At 70.0% G+C, this 23,239-nt stretch carries 18 protein-coding genes, 1 tRNA gene and 1 pseudogene; 9 read left to right on the top strand and 11 right to left on the bottom strand.

The genetic code is table 11. The features are described from left to right. Positions 1-64: 64 nt before the first annotated feature. The 4 genes from ocd to SCMU_RS04120 form a co-directional block, all read right to left on the bottom strand. Positions 65-1,096 (bottom strand): ornithine cyclodeaminase, encoded by a 1,032-nt coding sequence (gene ocd, locus SCMU_RS04135; protein ID WP_274602924.1) that lies wholly within the window; start codon positions 1,094-1,096, stop codon positions 65-67. Between the two features lie 136 nt (positions 1,097-1,232). Further along, positions 1,233-1,664: an Lrp/AsnC family transcriptional regulator gene (locus SCMU_RS04130; RefSeq protein WP_229231758.1), complete on the bottom strand. Its 432-nt coding sequence runs from the start codon at positions 1,662-1,664 to the stop codon at positions 1,233-1,235. A 6-nt stretch (positions 1,665-1,670) separates the two neighbouring features. Continuing rightward, positions 1,671-2,426, bottom strand: a complete 756-nt coding sequence (locus tag SCMU_RS04125) for a dienelactone hydrolase family protein (protein ID WP_229231757.1) — start codon at positions 2,424-2,426, stop codon at positions 1,671-1,673. 33 nt (positions 2,427-2,459) lie between these two features. Beyond that, a complete protein-coding gene (locus SCMU_RS04120) occupies positions 2,460-4,148 on the bottom strand; it encodes a DHA2 family efflux MFS transporter permease subunit (RefSeq protein WP_229231756.1) in 1,689 nt (562 codons plus the stop codon). Positions 4,149-4,263: 115 nt separating this feature from the next. Between SCMU_RS04120 and SCMU_RS04115 the strand changes: the two genes are divergently transcribed. From SCMU_RS04115 to SCMU_RS04100, 4 genes are all read left to right on the top strand, one after another. Continuing rightward, positions 4,264-4,998 carry an MBL fold metallo-hydrolase gene (locus tag SCMU_RS04115; RefSeq protein WP_229231755.1) on the top strand — a complete coding sequence of 245 codons (735 nt, stop codon included), beginning with the start codon at positions 4,264-4,266 and terminating at the stop codon, positions 4,996-4,998. 109 nt (positions 4,999-5,107) lie between these two features. Further along, positions 5,108-7,036: an amylosucrase gene (locus tag SCMU_RS04110; RefSeq protein ID WP_229231754.1), complete on the top strand. Its 1,929-nt coding sequence runs from the start codon at positions 5,108-5,110 to the stop codon at positions 7,034-7,036. A 320-nt stretch (positions 7,037-7,356) separates the two neighbouring features. Continuing rightward, on the top strand, positions 7,357-7,653 hold the full coding sequence (locus SCMU_RS04105) for a DUF4193 family protein (RefSeq protein WP_229231753.1): 297 nt from the start codon (positions 7,357-7,359) through the stop codon (positions 7,651-7,653). Between the two features lie 60 nt (positions 7,654-7,713). Then, positions 7,714-7,980: a hypothetical protein gene (locus SCMU_RS04100; protein WP_229231752.1), complete on the top strand. Its 267-nt coding sequence runs from the start codon at positions 7,714-7,716 to the stop codon at positions 7,978-7,980. 117 nt (positions 7,981-8,097) lie between these two features. Here SCMU_RS04100 and SCMU_RS04095 read toward each other — a convergent pair. Further along, positions 8,098-8,174 (bottom strand) — tRNA-Thr (locus tag SCMU_RS04095). 236 nt (positions 8,175-8,410) lie between these two features. Then, positions 8,411-9,307: a DsbA family protein gene (locus SCMU_RS04090; RefSeq protein WP_229231751.1), complete on the bottom strand. Its 897-nt coding sequence runs from the start codon at positions 9,305-9,307 to the stop codon at positions 8,411-8,413. A gap of 243 nt (positions 9,308-9,550) precedes the next feature. Here SCMU_RS04090 and SCMU_RS04085 point away from each other — a divergent pair, with 243 nt between their 5' ends. From SCMU_RS04085 to SCMU_RS04070, 4 genes are all read left to right on the top strand, one after another. After that, positions 9,551-11,014, top strand: coding sequence for an alpha,alpha-trehalose-phosphate synthase (UDP-forming) (locus tag SCMU_RS04085; RefSeq protein WP_229231750.1), 1,464 nt, complete (start codon positions 9,551-9,553; stop codon positions 11,012-11,014). Next, on the top strand, positions 11,011-11,799 hold the full coding sequence (gene otsB, locus SCMU_RS04080; RefSeq protein WP_229231749.1) for a trehalose-phosphatase: 789 nt from the start codon (positions 11,011-11,013) through the stop codon (positions 11,797-11,799). The genes SCMU_RS04085 and otsB overlap by 4 nt, the downstream gene beginning before the upstream one ends. A gap of 248 nt (positions 11,800-12,047) precedes the next feature. Continuing rightward, positions 12,048-13,130 carry an ABC transporter ATP-binding protein gene (locus tag SCMU_RS04075; RefSeq protein ID WP_229231748.1) on the top strand — a complete coding sequence of 361 codons (1,083 nt, stop codon included), beginning with the start codon at positions 12,048-12,050 and terminating at the stop codon, positions 13,128-13,130. Positions 13,131-13,236: 106 nt separating this feature from the next. Next, positions 13,237-14,613, top strand: coding sequence for a DUF4032 domain-containing protein (locus SCMU_RS04070; RefSeq protein WP_229231746.1), 1,377 nt, complete (start codon positions 13,237-13,239; stop codon positions 14,611-14,613). On the opposite strand, the gene SCMU_RS04065 is transcribed toward SCMU_RS04070, so the two are convergent. The 5 genes and pseudogenes from SCMU_RS04065 to SCMU_RS04045 form a co-directional block, all read right to left on the bottom strand. Continuing rightward, complete coding sequence (locus tag SCMU_RS04065; RefSeq protein WP_229231744.1) at positions 14,610-15,242, bottom strand: DUF2461 domain-containing protein; 633 nt, start codon at positions 15,240-15,242, stop codon at positions 14,610-14,612. The genes SCMU_RS04070 and SCMU_RS04065 overlap by 4 nt on opposite strands. Positions 15,243-15,274: 32 nt before the next feature. Further along, a complete protein-coding gene (locus tag SCMU_RS04060; protein ID WP_229231742.1) occupies positions 15,275-17,275 on the bottom strand; it encodes a glycoside hydrolase family 13 protein in 2,001 nt (666 codons plus the stop codon). Beyond that, a complete protein-coding gene (locus tag SCMU_RS04055; RefSeq protein WP_229231741.1) occupies positions 17,272-18,222 on the bottom strand; it encodes a sugar ABC transporter permease in 951 nt (316 codons plus the stop codon). The genes SCMU_RS04060 and SCMU_RS04055 overlap by 4 nt, the downstream gene beginning before the upstream one ends. 1 nt (position 18,223) lies before the next feature. Further along, positions 18,224-19,865 (bottom strand): annotated as a pseudogene (locus tag SCMU_RS04050) (ABC transporter permease subunit). A gap of 104 nt (positions 19,866-19,969) precedes the next feature. Continuing rightward, positions 19,970-21,271 (bottom strand): sugar ABC transporter substrate-binding protein, encoded by a 1,302-nt coding sequence (locus SCMU_RS04045; protein ID WP_229231738.1) that lies wholly within the window; start codon positions 21,269-21,271, stop codon positions 19,970-19,972. Positions 21,272-21,462: 191 nt separating this feature from the next. On the opposite strand from SCMU_RS04045, the gene SCMU_RS04040 reads away from it, so the two are divergent. Beyond that, entirely contained in the window at positions 21,463-23,226 is a 1,764-nt protein-coding gene (locus SCMU_RS04040) for a glycoside hydrolase family 13 protein (protein ID WP_189694314.1), read from the top strand. The last annotated feature ends 13 nt before the right edge of the window (positions 23,227-23,239 follow it).

Here is a 23,239-nt window from a genome sequence, read left to right as displayed (position 1 = left end):
GCGGAAATGGTGGGCGCACGACGGCGGGCGCTCACCCGCCGTCGTGCGCTTGCTGCCGCGGGGCCTACCGGATACGGGCCGGCGCTGCGGCGACGAGGCTGAAGAGGTCCTTCGGGTCCTCTGGGGCCGCGACGAGGTCGATCTCCTCGCCGAACTCGGTGCCGCTGACCGCGTCTCGGACGTAGCGCAGCGCCGAGAAGTCCTCGACCGCGAAGCCGACCGAATCGAAGATCGTGATCTGGTCGGGCGAGGTGCGGCCGGGGCGGCGGCCGAGGAGGACCTCCCAGAATTCGGTGACGGGGAAGTCGGCGGCCACCTGCTGGATCTCGCCCTCGATGCGGGTCTGCGGCGTGTACTCGACGAACACGTCGCCCAGCCCGAGGATCGCCGCGTCGAGCTCCGTCTTGCCGGGGCAGTCGCCGCCGATCGCGTTGATGTGGACGCCGGGACGGATGAGGTCCGCCGTGAGGATGGTCGCGTTGGCCTTGTCCGCCGTGCACGTCGTGACGATGTCCGCGCCCTCGACGCATTCCGCGGCGGAGCCCGCGACGACGATCTCCACGCCGTACGGGGCCAGGTTCCGCACGAACTTCTCCATCGCCGCCGCGTCGGTGTCCCACACGCGGAAGGACGAGATGCCGAGCGCCCTGCGGAACGCGAGGGCCTGGAACTCGGACTGGGTGCCGGCGCCGATGAGGGCGAGGACGTTGCAGTCCGGGCGGGCGAGGTGTCTGGCGAACATGGCAGAGGTCGCCGCAGTCCGCAGCGCCGTGAGGATCGTCATCTCCGAGAGGAAGGTCGGGTAGCCGTTGTGCACGTCCGCAAGGACGCCGAACGCCGTCACGGTCTGGTAGCCGCGCGCCGGGTTGGATGGATGACCGTTGACGTACTTGAAGCCGTACGTCTCCTCGGTGCTCGTGGGCATGAGTTCGATGACGCCGAACGGGGTGTGGCTGGCCACACGCGGGGTCTTGTCGAAGGACTCCCACCGCCGGAAGTCTTCTTCGAGGTAGTCGATCATGCCGGCGATGATCTCCTCCGGACCGCGCTCCGCGGTCCAGGCGATCATGGTTCGGACATCGACAAAACGCGCCATTGCGTGGGCTCCTTCAGTGGATCTCGGGGTACCCCTTCACGGTATGAGCTGGCGTTTTGCATCATCAATGGCCGGACTGGATCACTTCTGGGCAGTCACTGAGCATTGCGAGGACCTCAGGTGGCCATTGTGCGCACTATCGGAGCACCGAGCTCAAGAGGAGGCTGGACTCGCTGTTGACGATGCCCTCGATGCCGCGAATCCTCCCGAGCAGCGCGTCGAACCCGCGCAGGCTGTCCGTCCGCAGCTCCGCCACAAGGTCCCAGCGGCCGTTCGTGGTGTGCAGGGCGGTGATCTCGGGAAGCCCGCGGAGTGCCGCGATGACGCTGCCGGTGCTCCGGCCCTCGACCTCTATGAGCGTCACCGCCCGGACCTCGTCCGGGTCCACCTCCTCGCGCACGCGTGCGGTGAACCCAACGATCGTCCCCGAGGCGACGAGCCGGTCGATCCGACTGCTGACCGTGGCGCGCGTGACCCCGAGCCGCCGCGCGAGGTTGGCCACGGACTCGCGGCCGTCCTCGCGCAGCGCCGAGAGCAGCCGCCTGTCGAGGTCCGTCAGGTCCGGCATGCGCTCTCAGGCCGTCAGGGTCGTGTCGAGGAGCTCTCGCAGGCGCCGGAAGTGTTCTTCCGTCGCGGCCTCGTCATAGGAGGATGTGTCCGCCATCGAGTAGCCGTGGGCGGCGCCGGCGAAGACCTCGTTGGTCGCCTCGAGGCCGGCGTCTGCGAGGGCCTCGCCCAGACGGGCCACGGCGTCGGGGCCCATGCTGCGGTCTTGGTCTGCGTGGAGGAAGACGAACCGGGCGCGGGCGTTCGGGAGGTCGAGGTGCGGGCTGTCAGGCTCCTCGCTCGCGAGCCCGCCGCCGTGGAAGCCCCCGACGGCGGCGATCTCCTCGGGCTGCGACGTCGCCGTGCGGACCGCGAGGCGCGCACCCATGCAGTAGCCCGTGGTGCCGATCGGGCCCGGCGCCACGCCGTCGAGGGCGCGCAGCGCGGCGACCCAGGCCGCGGCGTCGGCCACGGCCTTGTCAGCGGTGAGGTGGCCGACGCGCGGGAAGGCTGCCTGCCCTGCCGCCTGGCGCCCCTCCGGGGTGCTCATGTCGACACGCGGGACGAGCTCCTCCACCGTCCCTTCCCTGTAGAAGACGTTCGGGGCAAGGACCACGTACCCCCAGTCGGCGATGCGCTGGGCCATCTCCTCGATGCGCGGGCGGATCCCGAACGCGTCCATGTACATGATCACGCCGGGGAACGGACCCTCGCCGGTCGAGGGGCGGGCAACGATCGCCTCGGCGGTGCCGTCTGGCGCGGGGATCTTGATGAACTCGGTCATGGGCACAGGATAGCGGCGACCACTGGGCACGCCTCAGGCCCGCGCCGCCGCCCGCTCCGCCCTCGTCTCGCCGGAGGCCCGGCGCCTCTCGCGCCCGGGGCCCAGGGACAGGGTCGCGAGGAGGCCGACGGCGAGGAAGCTCGCCGCCGAGAACGCGGCGTATCGGGTTCCCTCGGAGAAGGCTGCCTTCGCGTCTGCGGCAACCTGTGCCGTGGCGGGCGTTCCGGCGAATCCAGCTATTGCGCCGCCAGAGCTATCCACCACCGAGGAGACGATGGAGTCACGCTGCGCGGCCGGCACGCCGTGGCTGTCGAGCGAGCTTCCAAGGAGCCCTCCGGCGGAGGAGAACAAAATCGTCCCGAGGATCGCGATGCCCAGGGCCGAGCCGATCTGCCGCGCGGTGCTCTGCGTCCCGGAAGCCTGCCCGCTCGCGGCGACGGGAACGTCCTTGAGCACCACGCCTGTCAGCTGCGCCGTTGCGAGGCCCACCCCGAAGCCGTAGATGAAGAGGAAGGGGACCAGCAGTGCCCACGGGGTGGCCGGGCCGATGACGACCCCGAGGCCGGCCACTCCCACGATTTCGGCGACGAGGCCCACGCGAACGATCGCCACGGGCGAAGCGCGGTGGCCCAGAGCGCCGGCGAGGCCGCTCGCCGCGAACGAGCCGATGGCGAGGGCGAGAAGGATCAGACCGGTGTCAAGCGCGCTGAAGCCCAGGACGTTCTGGAGCCAGATGGGCAGCGCGAGGATGATGCCGAACTCGCCGAGCGAGACGATGAGCGCCGCCAGATTGCCGTTGCGGAACGAGGGGATGCGAAGGAGCTCGGCCGAGAACATGCTCGCCATCCCCATCCGCTCGCGGCGGACCGCCCACAGGCCGCAGGCTGCGATGGTCACCAGCGCCACGCCGAAGACGAAGGGGATGGGCGAGATCTCGCCCGGCCATTCCCAGGACCCGATCCTCGGGCGGTGGTTCACGGCCCACCACCCATAGGTCCGCCCCTCGATGAGTGCGAACACGAGCGAGGCGGAGGCGACGACGGACAGGACTGCGCCCACCGGGTCCAGCGGCCGGCGGGTCCCGTCCTTCGATTCGGACACCGCGGCGAAGGAGCCCACCACGATCACGAGAGCAACGAAGATGTTGATCCCGAAGGCCCACCGCCACGAGAACGACGTGGTCAGCCAGCCGCCGAGGAGGGGGCCGACAGCGGACATGCCTCCGATCGTGGAGCCCCAGACGGCGAAGGCAATCGCTCGTTCCGATCCCCTGAACCCGGCGTTGATGAGCGAGAGAGTGGAGGGCAGGACCATCGCCCCGCCCACACCCTGGACGAGGCGCGACGCGATGAGGATGGACCCGGTCGGGGCCACGGCGGCGGCCACGGACGCAAGCGCGAAGACCGCCACTCCGAGCACGAGCAGACGTCGGCGACCGATGCGGTCTCCGAGGGTGCCGAAAACCAGGAGCAGCGCCGCGAACACGAGCGTGTAGGACTCCTGGACCCACTGCACCCCGGTCGAGTCAACTGCGAGGTCCCTGACGATCGAGGGGATCGCGACATTGACGATCGTCGAGTCCACGATGATGAGCGAGACGGCGAGGCTGATGACGACCAGGCCCACCCAGCGGCGTCGCCCTGGGGCCGCGGCATCTCCTTCGGCCAGTGCGGACGTTGTGGGCGTTGCCGTGGAGCGGCGGGAGTGGGACAGGCTTGGCATGGCTGGGCCTTCCGTGTGGTGCTGACCGTTGGTCTCAAATGTTTCGATCATCTTATTTCTCGATATTCGAGATATCAAGATGCCCCTTCCTTCTGGAGCTGGCTACGATGACGGCATGGAACTCACCCCAGGACTGCGCCGAATCGGCAATGACATGGTCGCCGCCTACCTCATCGTCGAGCCGAGCGGGATGACGCTCATCGACGCGGGCCTCCCCGGCCAGTGGAAGGACCTCCAGACCGAGCTGGCAGCGCTCGGGCGCCGCGTCGAGGAGATCCGCGCGGTGCTGCTCACGCACGGCGACTCTGACCACATCGGCTTCGCAGAGCGCCTTCGGCGCGATCACGGGGTGCCCGTCTACGTGCACTCGGCGGACAGCGCGAGGGCGCGCGGTCTCGAGTCATCCAAGCCCTCCTGGGGGCCCATGAGGCTCGGGCCGCTCGTGCGGTTCATGGCGTATGCGGCCGCCCGGGGCGGGCTGCGGCCCGTGCACGTCTCCGAGGTCCGCGAGTTCACGGACGGGGACGTCTTCGACCTGCCCGGCGCGCCCCGGGTCATCGGCATGCCCGGGCACTCCCCCGGCAGCGTCGCGTTCCACGTGCCGTCGGTGGACGCGGTGTTCGTGGGCGACGGGCTCACGACGCGGCATGTGCTCACGGGCCGTTCCGGCCCCCAGCCCGCACCCTTCACGGACGATCCCGCGCAGGCCCTCGCCTCGCTCGAGCGCCTCCGCGCCACCGGCGCGCGGTGGGTGCTGCCGGGGCACGGGACACCGTGGGGAGACGGCATCGCCGCGGCGATCGACGCCGTCGTTCGTGCCGCGCACGACGGCGCGGGGTCGCCCCGCTGAGTCGGCTCCCCGACGATTCGCGCGAGCCATCCCGCTGGCGGCCGGGCACCAGTAGTCTGGGCCGCACGGTCCGCCGCACCGGCGGACCGTGCGGAACCGAGGAGGACCCGTGGCGGACGACGTTCTGAAGGCCGAACAGGCGCCCCGCGACGGTGTGCTCGCGGCGCTCAAGGCCGCCCCGGGCCTTGAGCGGTCGGGACCCGTGTGGGATGCCTTCCTGCGGCGGTTCGATGCGCACTTCGGCGACTTGGCAGAGCTTTTCGGCCAGCTGTACGGCGAGCGCGGGGACTGGCAGGACCACCTCGCCCAGCTCGTGGTCGAGTGCGCGGCGTCGTGGCAGCGCCGCCCGAGCGAGCTGAAGGACCTCGATGCCCGGCGCGAGGCGGACCCGGACTGGTTCCAGTCCGGTCAGATGCTCGGCGGCGTCTGCTACGTGGACCGCTACGCGGGCAACCTCGAGGGACTCCGGGCGCGCATCCCGTACTTCAGGGAACTCGGCCTCACCTATCTCCACCTCATGCCGCTGTTCCTCGCCCCCGAGCCGAACTCGGACGGCGGGTACGCCGTCTCGAGCTACCGCGAGGTCAACCCGAGACTCGGCACGATGGCCCAGTTGCGGGAGCTCGCGGCCGAGCTCCGCGAGCAGGGCATCAGCCTCGTCGTGGACTTCATCTTCAACCACACCTCCAACGAGCACGAGTGGGCCCGCCGCGCGGCCGCGGGCGAGAGGGAGTTCGAGGACTTCTTCTGGATCTTCCCCGACAGGACCATGCCGGACGCGTACGAGCGCACGGTCCGGGAGATCTTCCCCGAAGACCATCCGGGCTCGTTCGTGCCGATGCCGGACGGCCGCTGGGTGTGGGCCACGTTCCACACCTTCCAGTGGGACCTCAACTACTCCAATCCCGCCGTTTTCCGCGCCATGGCCGGCGAGATGCTCTTCCTCGCGAACCAAGGCGTGGAGATCCTGCGCATGGACGCGGTCGCGTTCATCTGGAAGCGCCTCGGAACGGTGTGCGAGAGCCTTCCCGAGGCGCACTGGCTCCTGCGCGCGTTCAACGCGGTGTGCCGGCTCGCGGCGCCGTCGCTCCTGTTCAAGTCGGAGGCGATCGTCCACCCGGACGAGGTCGTGCAGTACATCGACCCCGCCGAATGCCAGATCTCCTACAACCCGCTCGAGATGGCACTCACGTGGGAGGCACTCGCCACGCGGGATGCCTCGCTGCTGGCTCAGGCGTTGGAGCGCCGGCACAACCTTCCCGCCGGGACCGCATGGGTGAACTATGTGCGCAGCCACGACGACATCGGGTGGACCTTCGCCGACGAGGACGCCGCCGAGCTCGGCATCAACGGGTTCGACCACCGCCGCTTCCTCAACCGGTTCTACGTGAACCGCTATCCGGGCAGCTTCGCCCGCGGCGTGCCCTTCCAGGACAACCCGCGCACCGGCGACTGCCGCATCTCAGGCACGACGGCGTCACTCGCCGGGCTCGAGGACGTCACCGATCCCAACGACTCGCCGGCCGTGCGCCGCATCCTCCTGGCGCACTCGGTCGCCATCAGCACGGGCGGCATCCCGCTGATCTATCTGGGCGACGAGGTGGGCCAGCTCAACGACTACGGCTACGCCGACGAGCCCGGGCACGGCGCGGACTCCCGCTGGGTCCACCGCCCCCACTACCCAGCCGAGCTCTACGCTCACCGCGACGACCCGTGGACGGCTGAGGGGGCGATCTACGCGGGCCTGAAGAAGATCCTCGCCGTGCGGGAGCGCACGCCTGAGCTCGCGGGAAACCGGCTCATCGGGTTCGGCACCGGAAACCGCCACGTGCTCGGCTACCAGCGGCCGGGCGAGAGCGGCATCGTCGTCCTGGTCCTCGCCAACTTCTCCGACGAGCCGCAGCACGTCACTCCGCTGACGCTCTCGGGCTTCGCGACGGAGTCCACCGACCTCTTCACGGGCCAGACGATTCTCCTCGGGGACGGCATCACGCTGCCGCCGCAGGAGTTCGTATGGCTGCGGACGCGGCGCGCGTGAGAGGGTGGCGGAGCGGAACTACCTCGTGACAGGCCTGTCCAGTAGGGGCCAGTCTGCGATTCGGGGATACCCGCCGCCGGTGTTCTGGCAGTTCCTCTCCATCGGGGCCGCGAACATCGCCTTCCTGCAGAAGCTCGACGGGCTCTCAGGCGCTTCATGGGGACAGGGGGATCCCGCCGCCGATATGTCTCTCAGTGAGCTCCCTCCCGGCGAGCCTTGCTCCGCCGCCGTGAGGCTGGTCTCCTTCTTCTCCCGGGGGTCCCGGACCGGTGTACGGTTGCTTGTCCCATCCACTGCTGACCAGAAGGAAGTGCTGCCGAGTGGCCGCCGATTACGACGAGCTTCGCTCCGATGTGAAGGAATCCCAGCACGAGTCGCTGGAGGCCGTGAAGTCGGCCAACAAGCCCGATCCGCGGTCCGTGGTGCTCGAGCTCGACGGGGACGACTCCGCCGAGGCAGGCCTGGCCGGTGGCGAAATCATCAACGACGAGCTCACCGTCCAGGTGATCCCGCAGGGCGCCGACGAGTTCGTATGCCAGTCCTGCTTCCTGGTCCGACACCGCACCCAGAAGGTGGTCCGGGGCGGGGTCGAGTACTGCCGCGACTGCGAGGGCTGAACCACGGGCTCTGCCGTGCCCCCGGTTTCGGGCTCAGGGCGGTCGGGCAATCTCTTCTCCATGATTTCACCGGAACAGTCCCTGCCCCTGCACGAGACGATGCTCGGGATGCTGCATGCCGCGCGCCGGCGCGGCTTGGGGCACGAAGAGCACTCCCTCGCGGTCTGTGAGCTCCTACTGCAAATCCACGCCCCGGCCGGGGAACTGCTCGGCGAGCCGTGCGCGAGCTGCCGGGAGCCTTGGCCGTGCCAGACGGTGCTGGTCATCCTCGGCGGCCTCGTGCCAGCCACCACCGGCCCCGGGCCGGAGTACGCCCGCCGCTTCTGAGCGCTGCGCGGACGCCCAGGGTCGTGAGCGTGCTCAAAATGCGCTCACGTGATCACAAGGCAGGATTGGCGGAGAGCGTCGGGGGGCGCGAAAAACGCGTGATCACGCGCTTCTTCGTGGAGCCCCCTGCCGGATTCGAACCGGCGACCCTCTGTTTACAAGACAGATGCTCTGGCCAACTGAGCTAAGGGGGCGTGGCGCCCATCGGCGCACGTACCAGCGTACCGGGTCCGCGGGCGGGTCCGAAACCGTGGCCTCTCCCACGCAAATGGTGGGTTGAGCAGGGTGCGGGGCCGCGTGACCCTGCTCAACCCACCATTTCGCGGGAGGGCGGCGCGCAGTCGCGGGAGGACGGAGCGCAGTGGTGGGACAAGCAACGGCGGCCCGGCCCCCTCAAGGGGACCGGGCCGCCGTCGTGCGTCGGGCAGCGTCAGCCCTTCGCGGTGATCGCCGCCGCGAGGAACTGGTCGAACGGTGTCTTCGCGGAGTCGCCCACGCCCCACTGCTTGCCGTCCACGAACACCGTCGGCGTGCCGGTCACGCCCGAGGCGGCGGCGAGCTGGGTGTCGTACTTGACCTGGGGCCGGTAGGTCTTGTCGTCCACGGCCTGGCTGATGTCGGCGCCGAGACCCTTGGCGATGTCCTTGAGCTGCTGGTCTGACAGGCCGGCGCTGCCCTCGGCGGGCTGCTGGGCGTACAGGGCGTTGAAGAAGTCCGCGTACTTGTCGGGGTAGGAGTTCGCCACCGCGGCGGCGGCGTTGGCCGCGCGCGAGGAGTAGTTGGTGGTCGAGTTCCGATCGAGGAAGCCGAGCGGGCGGTACTCGACCGTGATCTTCCCGTCGTTGCGGTCCTGGGTCAGGGTCGAGCCGTACGTGTCCTCGAACTGCTTGCAGATCGGGCAGATGAAGTCGACGTACACGACCACCTTGACCGGCTCGCCCTTCGCGGACGGCTCCACGCCGGGCGCGGTCGCGGCCCCACTGGCGGTCGGCTGCGAGGAGGGCGTGGGGACATCTGCCACATTCACGGTTCCGGCGGGGACCGTCGTGACCGCGGTGCCCTTGCCGAGCGTGACGCCGCCGTACTGGTTCGTGTTCGCTGCGCGCGGCCCGGTGTCCCCGATCGGCGCGTTCTGCCGCATGGACGTGGTGACCACGAGCGCCACGACGGCGATCACTGCCACGAGCGCCACCACGACGCCCCAGCGGAGGAGCAGCTTGTTGCGCCGCTCCCGCTTCTGCTGTTCCTCGCGGATCTGGCGGGCCTTCTCGCGGGCGGCGGCGGTGCGCTCTGCCTTGGTGGGTCGTGGCTGGTTGGCGGGGCTCATCGTTCCTCGTGATCGGTTCGCGGTGCGCCCGGGGCGCACAGGTGACGGCGACGGGCCAAGTGTAGTGCAGCCGCCGGCGTCCACCCTGTGTCACGCCCACGGCAGGCTCCACCCCCGCCGGGGCTTCCTCAGTGCGAAACGATCCGCCCCGCGCCGTAGTTCCGTGGCCCGAGTGTGAGATGCGGCTCCTCACGGTGGGTGCCCCGGTAGGGTGGAGGCAACCCGGAGCGGAAGGACCTGAAGGTGACCCAGAGGACCACAAAGACCAAGGGCAAGGACCAGGCGCAGCCGCTGTACGACTTCCTCGTCGTCTCCAACCGCCTGCCTGTGGACCGGGTCGGCGAGGGCGAGGACTCGGGCTGGCGCCGCTCCCCCGGCGGGCTCGTGACCGCGCTCGCCCCGGTCATGGAGAATTCCGACGGCGCGTGGGTCGGCTGGCACGGCGCCCCGGACGAGGCGGTCGAGCCCTTCGAGCACGGGGGCATCTCGATCCTGCCGGTGCCCCTCTCGGCGGCGGAGGTCGAGAACTACTACGAGGGCTTCTCCAACGCGACCCTCTGGCCGCTGTACCACGACGTGATCGCGCCGCCGGAGTTCCACCGCGCCTGGTGGGATGCGTACCAGCGGGTCAACCAGCGCTTCGCGGACGCCGCGGCCGGGCACGCCGCCGAGGGCGCCACGGTGTGGGTGCAGGACTACCAGCTCCAACTCGTGCCGGCCATGCTCCGCGCTGCGCGGCCCGACCTGAAGATCGGCTTCTTCAACCACATCCCGTTCCCGCCGCAGGAGATCTTCGCGCAGCTGCCCTGGCGGCGGCAGGTCCTCGAGGGCCTCCTCGGCGCGGACCTCCTCGGGTTCCAGCGCCCCAACGACGCCGCGAACTTCTCCCGCGCCGCCCGCCGCTACACCCGGGCCAGCGGCAAGGGCACGCACCTCACGGTGACGGAGGGGACACACGACGGCGGCGGCTCGCCTCGGGCGCGCGAGGTCCGCGCCGAGGCGTTCCCGATCTCGATCGACACGGCCCGCATCTCCGAGCTCGCCTCGCGTCCGGACATCATCGAGCGCGCGAAGCAGATCCGCCAGGACCTCGGCGACCCCACCACGATCATGCTCGGCGTCGACAGGCTCGACTACACGAAGGGCATCCGCCACCGCCTCAAGGCGTTCGAGGAACTCCTCAGCGATGGCCGGGTCAAGGTCGGCGACGTGACGCTCATCCAGGTCGCCTCGCCGAGCCGCGAGCGGGTCGAGCAGTACCGGATCCTCCGCGAGGAGATCGAGGGCACGGTGGGCCGCATCAACGGAACGTTCGACACGATGCAGCATACGGCCGTCCGCTACCTCCACCACGCCTACCCGGTGGAGGAGATGGTGGCGCTATACCTTGCGGCGGACGTCATGCTCGTCACGGCACTGCGGGACGGCATGAACCTCGTGGCGAAGGAGTACGTGGCCGCGCGCCGCGACGGCACGGGCGCACTGGTCCTCTCGGAGTTCGCCGGCGCCGCGGACCAGCTCAAGCAGGCGCTGCTGATCAATCCGCATGACATCGCGGGGGTCAAGGACGCCATCACCACGGCGATCACCCTGCCGCACGGCGTCGCAACGCGCCGCATGAAGGCCATGCGCCGCCAGATCCTTGTCCACAACGTCGAGGAATGGTCCTCCTCCTTCCTCGCCCGGCTCGAAGAGGTCTGCCCGTGAGCATCGACGACTCCCTCCGCGGCGCGCTCCAACGCCTTGCCGCTGCCGAGAAGCTCCTCGTAGCGCTCGACTTCGACGGCGTCGTGGCCCCGATCGTGGCCCGAGCCGAGGACGCGCGCCCGCTTCCGGAGACCGCGGACGCTGTGGCACGCCTCGCGGGCCTGCCCCGGACGTGGACCGCCTACGTGTCCGGCCGCGCCCTCGCGAGCCTCGTGGCGGTGGCAAGCCCAGACCCGCGCACGCAGCTGATCGGCAGCCACGGCGCGGAGGTACGGCTGGGCGGCGAGGAGCACCCCGTGACCCTCGACCCAGACCAGCGGGACGCCCTCGCGGACCTCCACCGGGTGTTCACCGAGATCTCCTCACAGGCTCCGGGCACGTGGGTCGAGGAGAAGCCCGCCGGCCGCGTCCTGCATACACGCCAGGCGGACAGGGAGGACGCTGCGACCGCCGTCGGCGCTGCGAAGCAGCAGCTCGCGTCCCGGCGCGACATCTTCCTCAAGGAGGGCAAGGAGGTCCTCGAGGGCTCCGTAGTGCACGCAACCAAGGGCGAGGGCCTCGCGTTCCTCCGCCAGGTCACCGAGGCGGATGCGGTGTTCTTCGCCGGGGACGACGTCACCGACGAGGACGGCTTCCTCGCCCTCGAGGCCGGCGATCTCGGGCTCAAGGTCGGCCCGGGAGACACGGCGGCATCGTTCAGGGTCGAGCGGCCCGAGGACGTCGCGGACGTCGTCGCGCTGCTGGCGCAGCTCCGCTCGGAGCTTCCTGCGCAGCGCACTCCCTAGGCAGTTCCACATCGGGTCCCAGCACCCACACAGGGGATCTTTATCCACATGATGGACGTCACATTGTCCTTGGCCATGTGATCTATGCCATACTCGATCTGTGAGCGAGGGCGCTGCCCCCGGTTCTCATGCTGTGCCACAATGGCGGCGCCGCCCAACCGGCGGCCAGCGTGGCACACACAACTGAACAACAAGAACCATTCACTACGGATCGTCCGGCACGTACCTGCCGGTGAAGGGATATGACTGTGGCTACAGTTACGTTCGACAATGCGACGCGCCTTTACCCGGGCACGGACAAGCCCGCCGTCGACAAGCTCAACATCGACATCGCGGACGGCGAGTTCCTCGTCCTGGTTGGCCCCTCGGGCTGTGGCAAGTCAACCTCCCTCCGCATGCTCGCCGGCCTCGAGGACGTGAACTCGGGCCGCATTCTCATCGGCGACCGCGACGTCACGGACGTCCCGCCGAAGGACCGCGACATCGCGATGGTCTTCCAGAACTACGCCCTGTACCCGCACATGACGGTCGCGGACAACATGGGCTTCGCGCTCAAGATCGCCGGCGTCTCCAAGGAAGAGCGCGCCCAGCGCGTCAGGGAGGCCGCGAAGCTCCTGGACCTCGAGCCGTACCTGGACCGCAAGCCGAAGGCCCTCTCCGGCGGCCAGCGCCAGCGTGTCGCCATGGGCCGCGCGATCGTCCGAAACCCGCAGGTCTTCCTCATGGACGAGCCGCTCTCCAACCTCGATGCGAAGCTCCGCGTCCAGACCCGCACCCAGATCGCGTCCCTCACCCGCCGCCTCGGCGTCACGACGGTCTACGTCACCCACGACCAGATCGAGGCCATGACCATGGGAGACCGCGTGGCGGTGCTTAAGGACGGCCTCCTCCAGCAGGTGGATACCCCGCGCAACCTCTACGACCGGCCGGAGAACGTGTTCGTGGCCGGCTTCATCGGCTCGCCCGCCATGAACCTTCTCGAGCTCCCGGAGGCGGACGGAGGCGTGAAGTTCGGCGGCATCGTCTACCCCGTGGCCCGCGACGTCCTCGCCGGGGCCACCGGCTCCACCGTCACCCTCGGCGTCCGCCCCGAGGACCTCGAGTCCGCGCCGCAGGGCGAGGGCCTCGAGGTCGAGGTGGACGTGGTCGAGGAGCTCGGCGCCGACGCCTACGTGTACGGCCACACCACGCTCGACGGCCAGGACCACGACATCGTGGCCCGCGTCGACGGCCGCCGCCCCCCGATGAAGGGCGACAAGGTGTGGGTCCGCCCGCAGCAGGGCCACGTGCACCTCTTCGACACGAAGACCGGCGAGCGCCTCGGCGACTGACCGGAGCCGACCGCCAGCAACCCATCACAATGACGTGCCCGCCGGGTCCTCCCGGCGGGCACGCCGTGTTTCTGGTCAACCCAGCAAGACGCAGGAGAATGTACCCATGACTGACCAGAGCGCCACGTGGCAGGACGAGCCAACGGACTACGACGAGGTGGGAAAGCTGGCACGGAGCGGACCCGCGCCCGAGCCGGCCGCAGCACTGGGGTCGCTGAACATCACCGCGGCCGTGGCCGACCCGGAGCTCCTGGACCTTCCGTGGCACGTGGCGCTCGAGGACTGGCCCGAGGAGTACCTCGCGGCGCTCCCCCGCGGCATCTCGCGGCACATCGTGCGCTTCGCGAAGCTCGGCGGCTCGGTCATCGCCGTCAAGGAGACGAGCGAACACGTGGCCCGACACGAGTACCACATGCTGCGCAAGCTCCAGCGGCTCGATGTCCCGTGCGTTGAGCCAGTCGCCGTCATCCGCGACCGCCACACCCCTGACGGTCGGCCGCTCGACACGGCGCTCGTGACGCGGCACCTCAAGTTCTCGCTCCCCTACCGTGCCCTGTTCTCGCAGAAGCTGCGCCGGGACACGCTCACGCGCCTCATCGATGCCCAGGCCCTGCTGCTGGTCCAGCTGCACCTCGTGGGCTTCTACTGGGGCGACGTTTCCCTCTCCAACACGCTGTTCCGGCGCGACGCCGGCGCATTCGCCGCCTACCTCGTCGACGCCGAGACGGGCGAGCTGTACCCGGACCTCTCGACCGGCCAGCGCGAGTACGATCTCGAGATCGCCCGGGTGAACATCGCGGGCGAGATGATGGACCTCCTCGAGGGCGGGCTCATCGACGAGGTCGTGGACCCAGTAGCCACGAGCGAGCGGATCATGGACTCGTACCGCAACCTGTGGGCGGAGCTGACGGAGAAGGAATCGTTCGAGCTGGGCGAGCGGTGGCGGGTGGCCGCCCGGATCCGGCGGCTCAACGAGCTCGGCTTCGACGTCGAGGAGTACGTGATCAAGACGACGCCGGACGGCGCCACGATCCAGCTCCAGCCCAAGGTGGTCGACGCCGGCCACCACCAGCGCCGGCTGATCCGGCTCACGGGCATCGACGCCCAGGAGAACCAGGCGCGCAGGCTCCTGAACGACATGGACACGTTCCGGGCAGAGAACTACGCCGGCCAGGACGAGGAGATCAGCGCGCACGCGTGGGTCAGCCAGGTGTTCGAGCCCATCGTCAAGGCGATTCCCCGGGAGCTCTCCGGCAAGCTCGAGCCCGCCGAGGTGGTGCACCAGGTCCTCGAGCACCGCTGGTACATGTCGGAGCGGCTCGAGCGGTACATCCCGCTCGCCGAGACGGTGCAGTCCTACATCGACAACGTGCTGCGGCACCGCCGCGACGAGGCAGCCATCATGCTGAACCCGGACACGCAGATGCTCAAGGTCATCGAGAGCGAGGAGGCCCGCCACCGGGCCCTGGAGGAGCTCGACTAACCGAGGTGCTCCGTGAGCCACTCCACGAGCGGCCTCAGCTCGGTCCAGCTGGCCCGCACGCGCTCGAGCGCCTCCGGCGTGCCGAGCCATTCCGGGGTCCCGAACGCCTTGCCCGCGGTGAGCGACTTGTGCTTGAGCAGCTCGCCGCGAGGGTGGTCCTTGGCGTACTCGCGCGGAACCGTCTTGAGCCGCTCGCCGTTGATCGCGTAGCCGTCGGCGCGCAGCGCGTCGACGATCTGCTGGAGCTCGCCCCCTGAAGCCGGGGCGTCGACGGCGGCGCGGAACCTCGCGATCTGGGCCGGCGCGGGCGAGTGGTAGCCCCCGCCCACGGTGAGCCCGTCGGCGTCGAGGTGCAGGTAGTAGCCGGTCCCCTCGGTGGTCTGAGCGAAGCCGCCCTGGTGGGTCTTGTACGGCGACTTGTCCTTGCTGAAGCGCACGTCGCGGTACGGGCGGAACGCCTTGGCCTCGCCGAACTCCGTGGACAGCTCGTCGAGCAGTGCCGTCATGGGGCCGCGCACGGCCCGCTCGTACACGTCCTTGTGCTCGGTCCACCACTCTTTGGTGTTGTTCTCCTCGAGCCCCGCGTAGAACTCGGTCCCCTCTGCCGGGAACCCCTCGAATGCGCTCATGGGCAGCATCCTCCCGCCTGCTCGCGCGCCGCTCAACCCTCGGCGGGCAGCCCGGGCCCTGCGAGGCGCCACACGACGGCGGCCGGCCCCTCGGCGGCGAGACGGGCCGCGCCGTCGTGCGCGGCGGCGCCTTGCGCATCCGGGCGAGGGCGCGCATCAGCGGGTTCCAGCACGAGGCGTCCGACGGCGAGCGCGGGCTCCGCGCCCGGCCACCCCTCGGGCAGCACGCCGGCAGGAAGTGCGACGGCGGTCGCGGCCCGCGCGGCGGCCACGAGGAACGTCGCCTCCGGCAGCTCGCGCACGAATACGAGGAGATCGCCCCGGGCCCACAGCCAGCGCAGCGACCCGATCCGCAGTGTGGGCTCGTCCCGCAAGCGCCCGAGCCGCGAGTACAGGCCGCGCAGGTCGGCGACCACCCGTTCGGGCGCGTCCCACGGCATCGGAGTCCGGGAGTCCTCACCGTTGACCCCTTCGAGCCCGAACTCGTCGCCGGCGAAGACCATCGGCATGCCGGGCAGCGTGAACGCGAGCACGGCGGCGACCTGCTGGCCGCCCGGGACCATCGCGGTCGCCGCGCGGGCGGTGTCGTGGGTGTCGATCGCGCTGAGCGAGCGCAGCCGGACGTCCCAGGGATAGGCCGCGGAGAACGCGCGGTACTGGGCGAGGAAGCCCTCGGCCGGGATCCGTGGAGGTCGGCCGGACGGGGCACCGAAGTAGTTCACCGCAATACCGTCCGCGAGCCAGCCCCAGAGCGGCCGGGTGAGCGAGGCGTAGCTCATGGAGCCGTGGAACGTATCCCCCTGGAAGTCCGCCGAGGCATCGTTCGTGGACTCCGCGATCAGCAGCGCATCCGGCCTGGCCGCGAGCGCGGTGGCCCGCAGCACGCGGAACACGTCCGTATGGTGGTCCACCGCGCCGAGGCGCCCGGTCATGTTGCCCACGTCGAGGCGCCAGCCGTCGAGCCGGTACGGCTCACGGAGCCACTGCGCCACGACCGAGCCGGGGCCCTCGAGGAACTCGCCGCGGAGGGCCAGCGAGGCCCAGTCGAGCTTGGGCAGGCTCGGCACCCCCCACCAGGCCTCGTACGTGCCGTCGGGGCCGAAGTAGTAGTAGTCGCGCTCGGCGGCGGACGACGTCGCACCAGCACCTGTGCCGTCGGCGCGGGCGCGAGAAGCGGCCGCCCGCTGGAACCACTCGTGGGCGTCGCCGGTGTGGTTTGCGGTGAGGTCACCGATGACGCGGATGCCGCGGGCGTGGCACGCCGTGACGAGGCGCACGAGCGCGGAGTCCCCGCCAAGGATCGGGTCGACATGGCGGAACGTCGAGGCGTCGTAGCGGTGGTTGGACCGCGCCGGGAAGATCGGCGTGAGGTAGAGGACCTCGACGCCGAGCTCCTCGAGGTGGTCGAGGTGTTCGCGGATCCCGTCGAGATCGCCGCCGAACAGCTGCCGCGGTGTGTCAGGGCCCTCGTGCACGACGGCGTCGCCCCACATCGCGGGCACGGCCCAGTCGGGTGCGGCCCACCCGGACGCGCCCTCCGCTGCCGCGGACTCGGCCAGCGCGCGCTCCGTCGAACGCGCGAACCTGTCCGGGAAGACCTGGTACGTGACCGCGCCAGCGGCCCAACCCGGCCCGGGGGCAGCGGCGGTCAGGCGGAAGTCGGCCACATCCGGGACGTCGTGGCCCCACATGCCTGCGGCGTTGAGCCACGCGGGCGGCGAGCCCGCGCCGTCGTGCTCCCGCTCGAGCAGGAAGCGGTACCGGGCCACGGGGTTGTGCACGCGCACGCGCCCCTCCCACCAGTCCCAGCCGGCAGCCGCGCCCAGGTGCCGCGCGGGGGCGAAGCGCGGCTCGGCGTCCTCGACCGTGCGTACCCACACGCGCACGACGCCGCTGCCCTCCCGCGTGCGCACCCGCACCCGGGCCTCGTCCCCGAGGCCGAGGTGCCCGGACCCGTCGTGCCCGCCATGGACGTACAGGGGCGACCCGTCGTGGTGCGCCTCGAGCCCCGGGACCGTGGTGGCGGGGATCATCCCTTGACCGAGCCTGCCACGAGCCCGGAGACGATGTACCGCTGGAGGAACAGGAACAGGGCCATGACGGGCAGCGCGGCGAGCACGGCGCCGGCGGCGAAGACGCCCCAGTCTTCAGTGCGCTGGTTCGCGACGAACGAGTACAGGCCCACGGCGAGCGTCTGCGTGTTCGGATCGGTGAGGACCACGGACGCGATGACGAACTCGCTCGAGATGCCGATGAACGTCAGGAGCCCGACGACGGCGAGGATCGGGGTGACGAGACGCAGGATGATGCCGAAGAAGATCTGCACGTGGCTCGCACCGTCGATCTTCGCGGCCTCGTCAAGGGAGACGGGAACGGTGTTGAAGAACCCGTACATGAGGTACGTGTTCACGCCGAGCGCACCGCCGAGGTACACCATGATGAGGCCGAGCTGGCTGCCCAGCCCGAGGGCCGGGATGACCTCGCCGATCCCGTTCAGGAGCAGGAAGATCGCGACGACGGCGAGCAGCTGGGGGAACATCTGCAGCAGGAGCAGGCTGAGCAGTCCCACGCGCCGGCCGGTGAAGCGCATGCGGGAGAACGCGTACGCGGCCAGGGCCCCAAGGAGCACGCTCGCGGCGGAGGAGGTCACGACTCCCACGTAGAGCGTGTTGACGAACCACATGCCGAACGGCCGCTGGTCGTTGCCGAACAGCTTGATGAAGTTGTCCAGGGAGACGTTCGCGAACAGCGACGCGGCCCCGGCGAGGGTCCCCGAGGGGTTGAACGCGGCCGAGAGGACATACAGGAGCGGGAACACCGCGAACAGGCTCACGGCCACGCCGACGGCGTGCCGCCAGCCCTTCTCCCTCAGCCACCGCCCGAAGGGGAGCCTGCCGCGGGCGGGGGCCGGCGGCGTCGTGCGTGACGTACCGTCAGCGGTCCGGAGGGTCCGGCCGTTCTCGCTGGTCTGGATGCTCATGTCAGTTCACGTCCTCGAGGGCCTTGGTCTGCTTGAAGCTGATCGCCGAGACGGTCGCGACGGATGATGAAGATGATGATCGCGAGGGCGCTCGCGAGGCCGTAGTCGCGTCCGGTGCCCACGCCGAACGCGCTCTTGTAGACGAGCGTGATGAGGATGTCCGTGGCGCCGATGTCCCGGGTCGTGTCCGCGAAGCGCGGGCCACCGTTGGTGAGCATGTAGATCACGTTGAAGTTGTTGAAGTTGAACGCGAACGAGGAGATCAGCAGGGGTGCGGTCGAGACGAGCAGGAGCGGGAGCTTGATCGAGCGGAAGATCCGCCACGGGCTCGCGCCATCCATCCGGGCGGCCTCGTCCACGTCCTCGGGAAGCGACTGGAGCGCGCCCGTGCACACGAGGAACATGTACGGGAAGCCGAGCCACAGGTTGACCACGAGCACGGAGACCTTCGCCAGGACGGGGTCGGTGAGCCAGCCGATGTGAGCACCGCCGAGGAGCGCGTTGTTGATGAACCCGAACTCGGGGTTGAGCAGGCCAGCCCACACGAGGCCCGAGAGGAACGCCGGGAACGCGTAGGGCAGGATCATGATGATCCGGTAGACACGTCTGCCCTTGAGGTCGGCGCGGTTGAACGTGATCGCGAGGAACAGTCCGAGCGCGAACGTCAGCAGCACCGAGGCGATCGCGAACGTGAACGTCCACGCGGTCACGGCGAGCAGCGGGCCGCGCAGCCCCGGATCGGTGAACGCCGTGACGAAGTTCTTGAAGCCGACGTCGATCTTCCAACCCGTCGCGAGCTTCTCGCCGGACGGTGAGACGAAGTCGCCCTGGCCGGAGTCTCGGTACACCGTCCCCGTGTCGTTGTCCGTGAGCGTGTCCGCGGCGCGGTCGTAGACCATGGACGAGCGGAAGATGTACGCGTTCGAGCCGTCCTGCGTGCGCAGCGTGCCGTCGCCCGGGTTGTCCGAGACCGGCACCACGAGCCCCAGGACGTCCTGCTGGTGGGCCACGAGGTCGGCGAGCGCGAGGGTCTGGTACCCGTCGAGGGACTTGGCCTTGCCGGTCGAGTCCTTGACGGCCCCGGGGGCGGGCTCGAGCTTCTTCCCGGTCCCGCCGATCTCGGCGGTGCCGCTCGGGTCAGTCACGAGGAGGTAGTAGGCGCCGTCCTTGGTCACGACCGACGTGCGGTACGCGGGCGAGTCCGGCACGCGCTTCTGCGAGGAGGTCAGGATCGAGGCGACCGCGTCCTCCTTGGTGCTGTTGTGCCCGTCGCCGTAGTTGGTGAACGCGATGTAGCCGGAGAACACGACCACGAACACCTGGAAGACCGCGAGGAACAGCACGCCCGGCGCGAGGTACTTCGCCGGGAGGCCGCCCGGGCGGAGGTAGGTCCAGTTGATGAGCAGCGTCACCGCCGCCGCGATCCCGAACACCGCCCACGAGTGGGAGAGGAACAGGGCGATGCAGATGTACACCGCGAGGGCATCCACGAGGCCCAGCAGCACGATCTTGGCCAGGGCGCCCTTCCACGAGTCCGGGCCGCGGCGGGCCCGCTGCGGTGCACCGCGCTGCGGTGCGGGGGGCAGGGAGGCGGGGACGGCGTCGTCGTGCGCCGGGGCGGTGAGCTGATCTGCTCGGGGCATGGGGATTCCTTCGGTTGTCGTGCCTGGGCTGCGGTGGGAACGCACGACGGCGGCGCGCGCCCCTGGCGCGGGTGCGCGCCGCCGTCGGTGGTCGGCTCAGCCGCCTAGGCGCCGATCTTGCCCTTGATGGTCGCGGCCATCGTGGCCCACTGCGCGGCGGGGTCGCCGCCCAGGCCCTTGATGAGGTTCAGCTCGGTGGCGCCCCAGTCCGCCCAGACGGCGTCCATGGCCGGGATGGCGGGCATCGGGACGCCCTTGGTGCCGATCTCGCCGAACGCCTTGACGATCGGGTCGCTGGACGCCTTCTCGAACGAGGCCTTGAGGGCCGGCGGGCGGCCTCCGGCCTTGAACATGGAGTCCTGGACCGCCTCGGTGGTGAGGTAGTTGACCACGAACTCGTTGGTCGCGAGGGCGTTGGCGCTCTTCGCGGAGATGAAGAAGCCGTTGACGCCGAGGAACGGCTGGGCATCCTTGTCGCCGGCCTTGGGCAGCGGATCGACCGCGATCTTGAGGCCCTTCTTCTGCATGTCCGGCACGTTCCACGGGCCGGTGAGGTAGTAGGGGCTCTCGCCGGCAAGGAACTTCTCCTTGGCGATGTCGCCCGTGATGTTGGAGTTGAGGACCTTCGAGCCGGTGTCGCCCCACTCCTTGAGCTTGGCGGCGAACTCTGCGCCGCCGGGGCCGCCGAGCGTGAGCTGCTTGGGGTCGTACTCGCCCTTGGAATCGAGGCCGAACACCTGGACGCCCATCGACGTCTGGAGCGGGTAGAGGTGGTACGGGTCGCCCTGCTTGGGATCGAGGCCGACGAGGAACGCGTACTTGGCCTTGCCGGCCGCGACCGTGTCGGCGCCCTTCTTGAGGACCTCGTCGAACGTGGTGGCGGCGGAGTCGACAAGGGCCGTGTTGCGGATCAGGCCGATGTTCTCGATCGCGTAGGGGACACCGTAGATGGAGCCGTTGTAGGTCATGGCGCGGACGGCAGCGTCCTGGAATCCGGACTTCTTGTCGCCGAGCTCGACCGGGGAGATGACGCCGTTCTGGACGAACTTGCCCAGCCAGTCGTGCGGGCCGACGATCAGGTCGGGGCCCTTGCCTGTGGGGACCTGCGTGATGAAGTCGTCGCGGACCGCGGCGAAGTCCTTCACGACGAGCTTGACCTCGATCCCCGTGTCCGCCTTGAACTTCTCGGCGACGTCCTTCAGCGCGGGCGCGCGCTCGGCGTCGAGCCACATCGTGATCGTGCCGGCCCCGCCGGCGGCGAGGTCCTTCTTCGCCTGCGTCGACGGCGACGAGCTCGTGGTGCTGGCTCCGCACGCGGCGAGGCCGAGCAGTGCGGCGGCCCCGGCCGCGCCGGTGACGAAGTTCCGGCGGCTGAGTGCCACCTGCGGGGTGATTCGCACCATCATGGGTGTCCCTTCTGGGTCAAAGGGTGAGGCGAACCTCCCGAAAAGAGCAGGAGAGTGAAGCACCTCACAATTGGAAACGCTTGCAGATACTACACAGTAGATCGCAGGGCGCAAAGCAGGACCCTGCTTGTATGAGGTTCATGGGGTGTAAGCGCTTCCAGAATGGCGTGTCATGTGTCAGGATGTCCGGCATGGCTCTTTCGACTGCCGTTCCAGTCCTGCCCGCCGCGCCGCCCGCTGCCATCCCCGAAGAACGAGGGAAGACCGCGACCGTGGGCCCCCTCGTGCGCATCAGCGAGGCCTCCCCGCACGAGGACTGGTGGCGCTCCGCCGTCATCTACCAGATCTACCCCCGGTCGTTCCGCGACGCGTCCGGCGACGGGGTCGGCGACCTCGCGGGCATCACGGCCGAACTCCACCATGTCGCCGAGCTCGGGGTCGACGCGGTGTGGCTCTCGCCCTTCTTCGTCTCGCCCCAGCGCGACGGCGGGTACGACGTGGCCGACTACTGCGACGTCGACCCGCTCTTCGGCACGCTCGCCGACTTCGACGCCCTCGCCGCACGAGCCCGCGACCTCGGCCTGCGCATCATCGTGGACCTCGTCCCCAACCACTGCTCGAACGAGCACGCAATGTTCCGTGCCGCCCTCGCGGCCGGGCCTGGGAGCACCGAGCGCGGGCACTTCATCTTCCGTGACGGGCGCGGCGAGCACGGCGAGCTGCCGCCCAACAACTGGGAATCGCACTTCGGCGGCCCCGCGTGGACGCGCGTCATCGAGGCGGACGGCACCGCGGGCCAGTGGTACCTGCACCTGTTCGACTCGACCCAGCCGGACTTCAATTGGGACAACCCCGCCGTGGGCGACGAGTTCGAGCGCGTGCTGCGCTTCTGGCTCGACCGCGGGGTGGCCGGCTTCCGCGTCGACGTCGCGCACGCCCTCGTCAAGGCGCCGGGGCTCCCGGACTGGGGCGGGAGGGCCGACGGCGGCTCGTCACCGGGGTTCCCGGGGCACCACGCGCCGATGTTCGGACAGCCCGCGCTCAAGGACGTGTACCGCCGGTGGCGGGCCATCCTCGCCGAATACGGCCCGGACCGCGTCCTGTGCGCCGAGGCCAACGTCGACCCGCTTGACCGGATGGCCGAGTGGGTCGCCCCCGACCAGCTGCACCAGGCCTTCAACTTCCCGTTCCTCGGGGCGCCGTTCGAGGCGGAGGCGCTGCGCGCCGTCGTCACCCAGTCGCTCGAGGCGTTCGGTGCCGTCGGCGCCCCGACGACGTGGGTCCTCTCGAATCATGACGTGGTCCGGCATGCCTCGCGGCTCGGGCTTCCCGGCATCGGCCTCAACGTCGGTGACGGACTCGGCCCCGCTGACGTCCAGCCGGACCTCGCCCTCGGGCGGGCCCGCGCACGCGCCGCGACCCTGTTCATGCTGGGCCTTCCGGGCAGCGCCTACCTCTACCAAGGCGAGGAGCTCGGGCTCGTGGACAACACGGGCATCGCCCCGCACGAGCGCCAGGACCCCACGTTCCACCGCACCGGCGGGGAGCGGGTGGGCAGGGACGGCTGCCGAGTGCCCCTCCCGTGGCGCGTGGACGCACCCGCGCACGGGTTCAGCGAGGCGGGTCTGAGCTGGCTCCCCCAGCCGGGCCTCTGGGCAGAGCTCTCGCGCGACGCGCAGGCCCTCGACCCGGACTCCCACCTGAGCCTCTACCGGCGCGCCTTGTCGCATCGGCGCGGGCACGGGCTCGGCGCGGGAAGCCTCGCCTGGGCGCCCGAGCTGTGCCGAGGCGGCGTGCTGGCCTTCGTGAACGGCACTATTCTGGTCATGCTGAACGCGGGCGGGACCGCAGCGGCCCTGCCGCCGCTCGAGGTCATCGTCAGGTCCGGCCTCGGCGCACCCGCCGAGCTCGCACCGGGCGAGGCCGCGTGGCTCCGGCTCGGCGAGGACGGATGACACCTTGAGGGGG

It is taken from the genome of Sinomonas cyclohexanicum (genome assembly GCF_020886775.1).
Taxonomy (GTDB): Bacteria; Actinomycetota; Actinomycetes; order Actinomycetales; family Micrococcaceae; genus Sinomonas; species Sinomonas cyclohexanicum.
The sequence above is the reverse complement of the archived record's forward strand: the minus strand, read 5'-3'. Positions and strand labels throughout refer to the sequence as shown.

Excerpts from the sequence above, each read along its gene's own strand:
- SCMU_RS04130 (WP_229231758.1), bottom strand. The coding sequence starts at position 1,664 with ATGCCGGACCTGACGGACCTCGACAGGCGGCTGCTCTCGGCGCTGCGC.
- SCMU_RS04115 (WP_229231755.1), top strand. The coding sequence starts at position 4,264 with ATGGAACTCACCCCAGGACTGCGCCGAATCGGCAATGACATGGTCGCC.
- SCMU_RS04100 (WP_229231752.1), top strand. The coding sequence starts at position 7,714 with ATGATTTCACCGGAACAGTCCCTGCCCCTGCACGAGACGATGCTCGGG.
- ocd (WP_274602924.1), bottom strand. The coding sequence starts at position 1,096 with ATGGCGCGTTTTGTCGATGTCCGAACCATGATCGCCTGGACCGCGGAG.
- SCMU_RS04055 (WP_229231741.1), bottom strand. The coding sequence starts at position 18,222 with ATGAGCATCCAGACCAGCGAGAACGGCCGGACCCTCCGGACCGCTGAC.
- SCMU_RS04065 (WP_229231744.1), bottom strand. The coding sequence starts at position 15,242 with ATGAGCGCATTCGAGGGGTTCCCGGCAGAGGGGACCGAGTTCTACGCG.
- SCMU_RS04125 (WP_229231757.1), bottom strand. The coding sequence starts at position 2,426 with ATGACCGAGTTCATCAAGATCCCCGCGCCAGACGGCACCGCCGAGGCG.
- SCMU_RS04040 (WP_189694314.1), top strand. The coding sequence starts at position 21,463 with ATGGCTCTTTCGACTGCCGTTCCAGTCCTGCCCGCCGCGCCGCCCGCT.
- SCMU_RS04070 (WP_229231746.1), top strand. The coding sequence starts at position 13,237 with ATGACTGACCAGAGCGCCACGTGGCAGGACGAGCCAACGGACTACGAC.
- SCMU_RS04120 (WP_229231756.1), bottom strand. The coding sequence starts at position 4,148 with ATGCCAAGCCTGTCCCACTCCCGCCGCTCCACGGCAACGCCCACAACG.
- SCMU_RS04060 (WP_229231742.1), bottom strand. The coding sequence starts at position 17,275 with ATGATCCCCGCCACCACGGTCCCGGGGCTCGAGGCGCACCACGACGGG.
- SCMU_RS04045 (WP_229231738.1), bottom strand. The coding sequence starts at position 21,271 with ATGATGGTGCGAATCACCCCGCAGGTGGCACTCAGCCGCCGGAACTTC.
- SCMU_RS04090 (WP_229231751.1), bottom strand. The coding sequence starts at position 9,307 with ATGAGCCCCGCCAACCAGCCACGACCCACCAAGGCAGAGCGCACCGCC.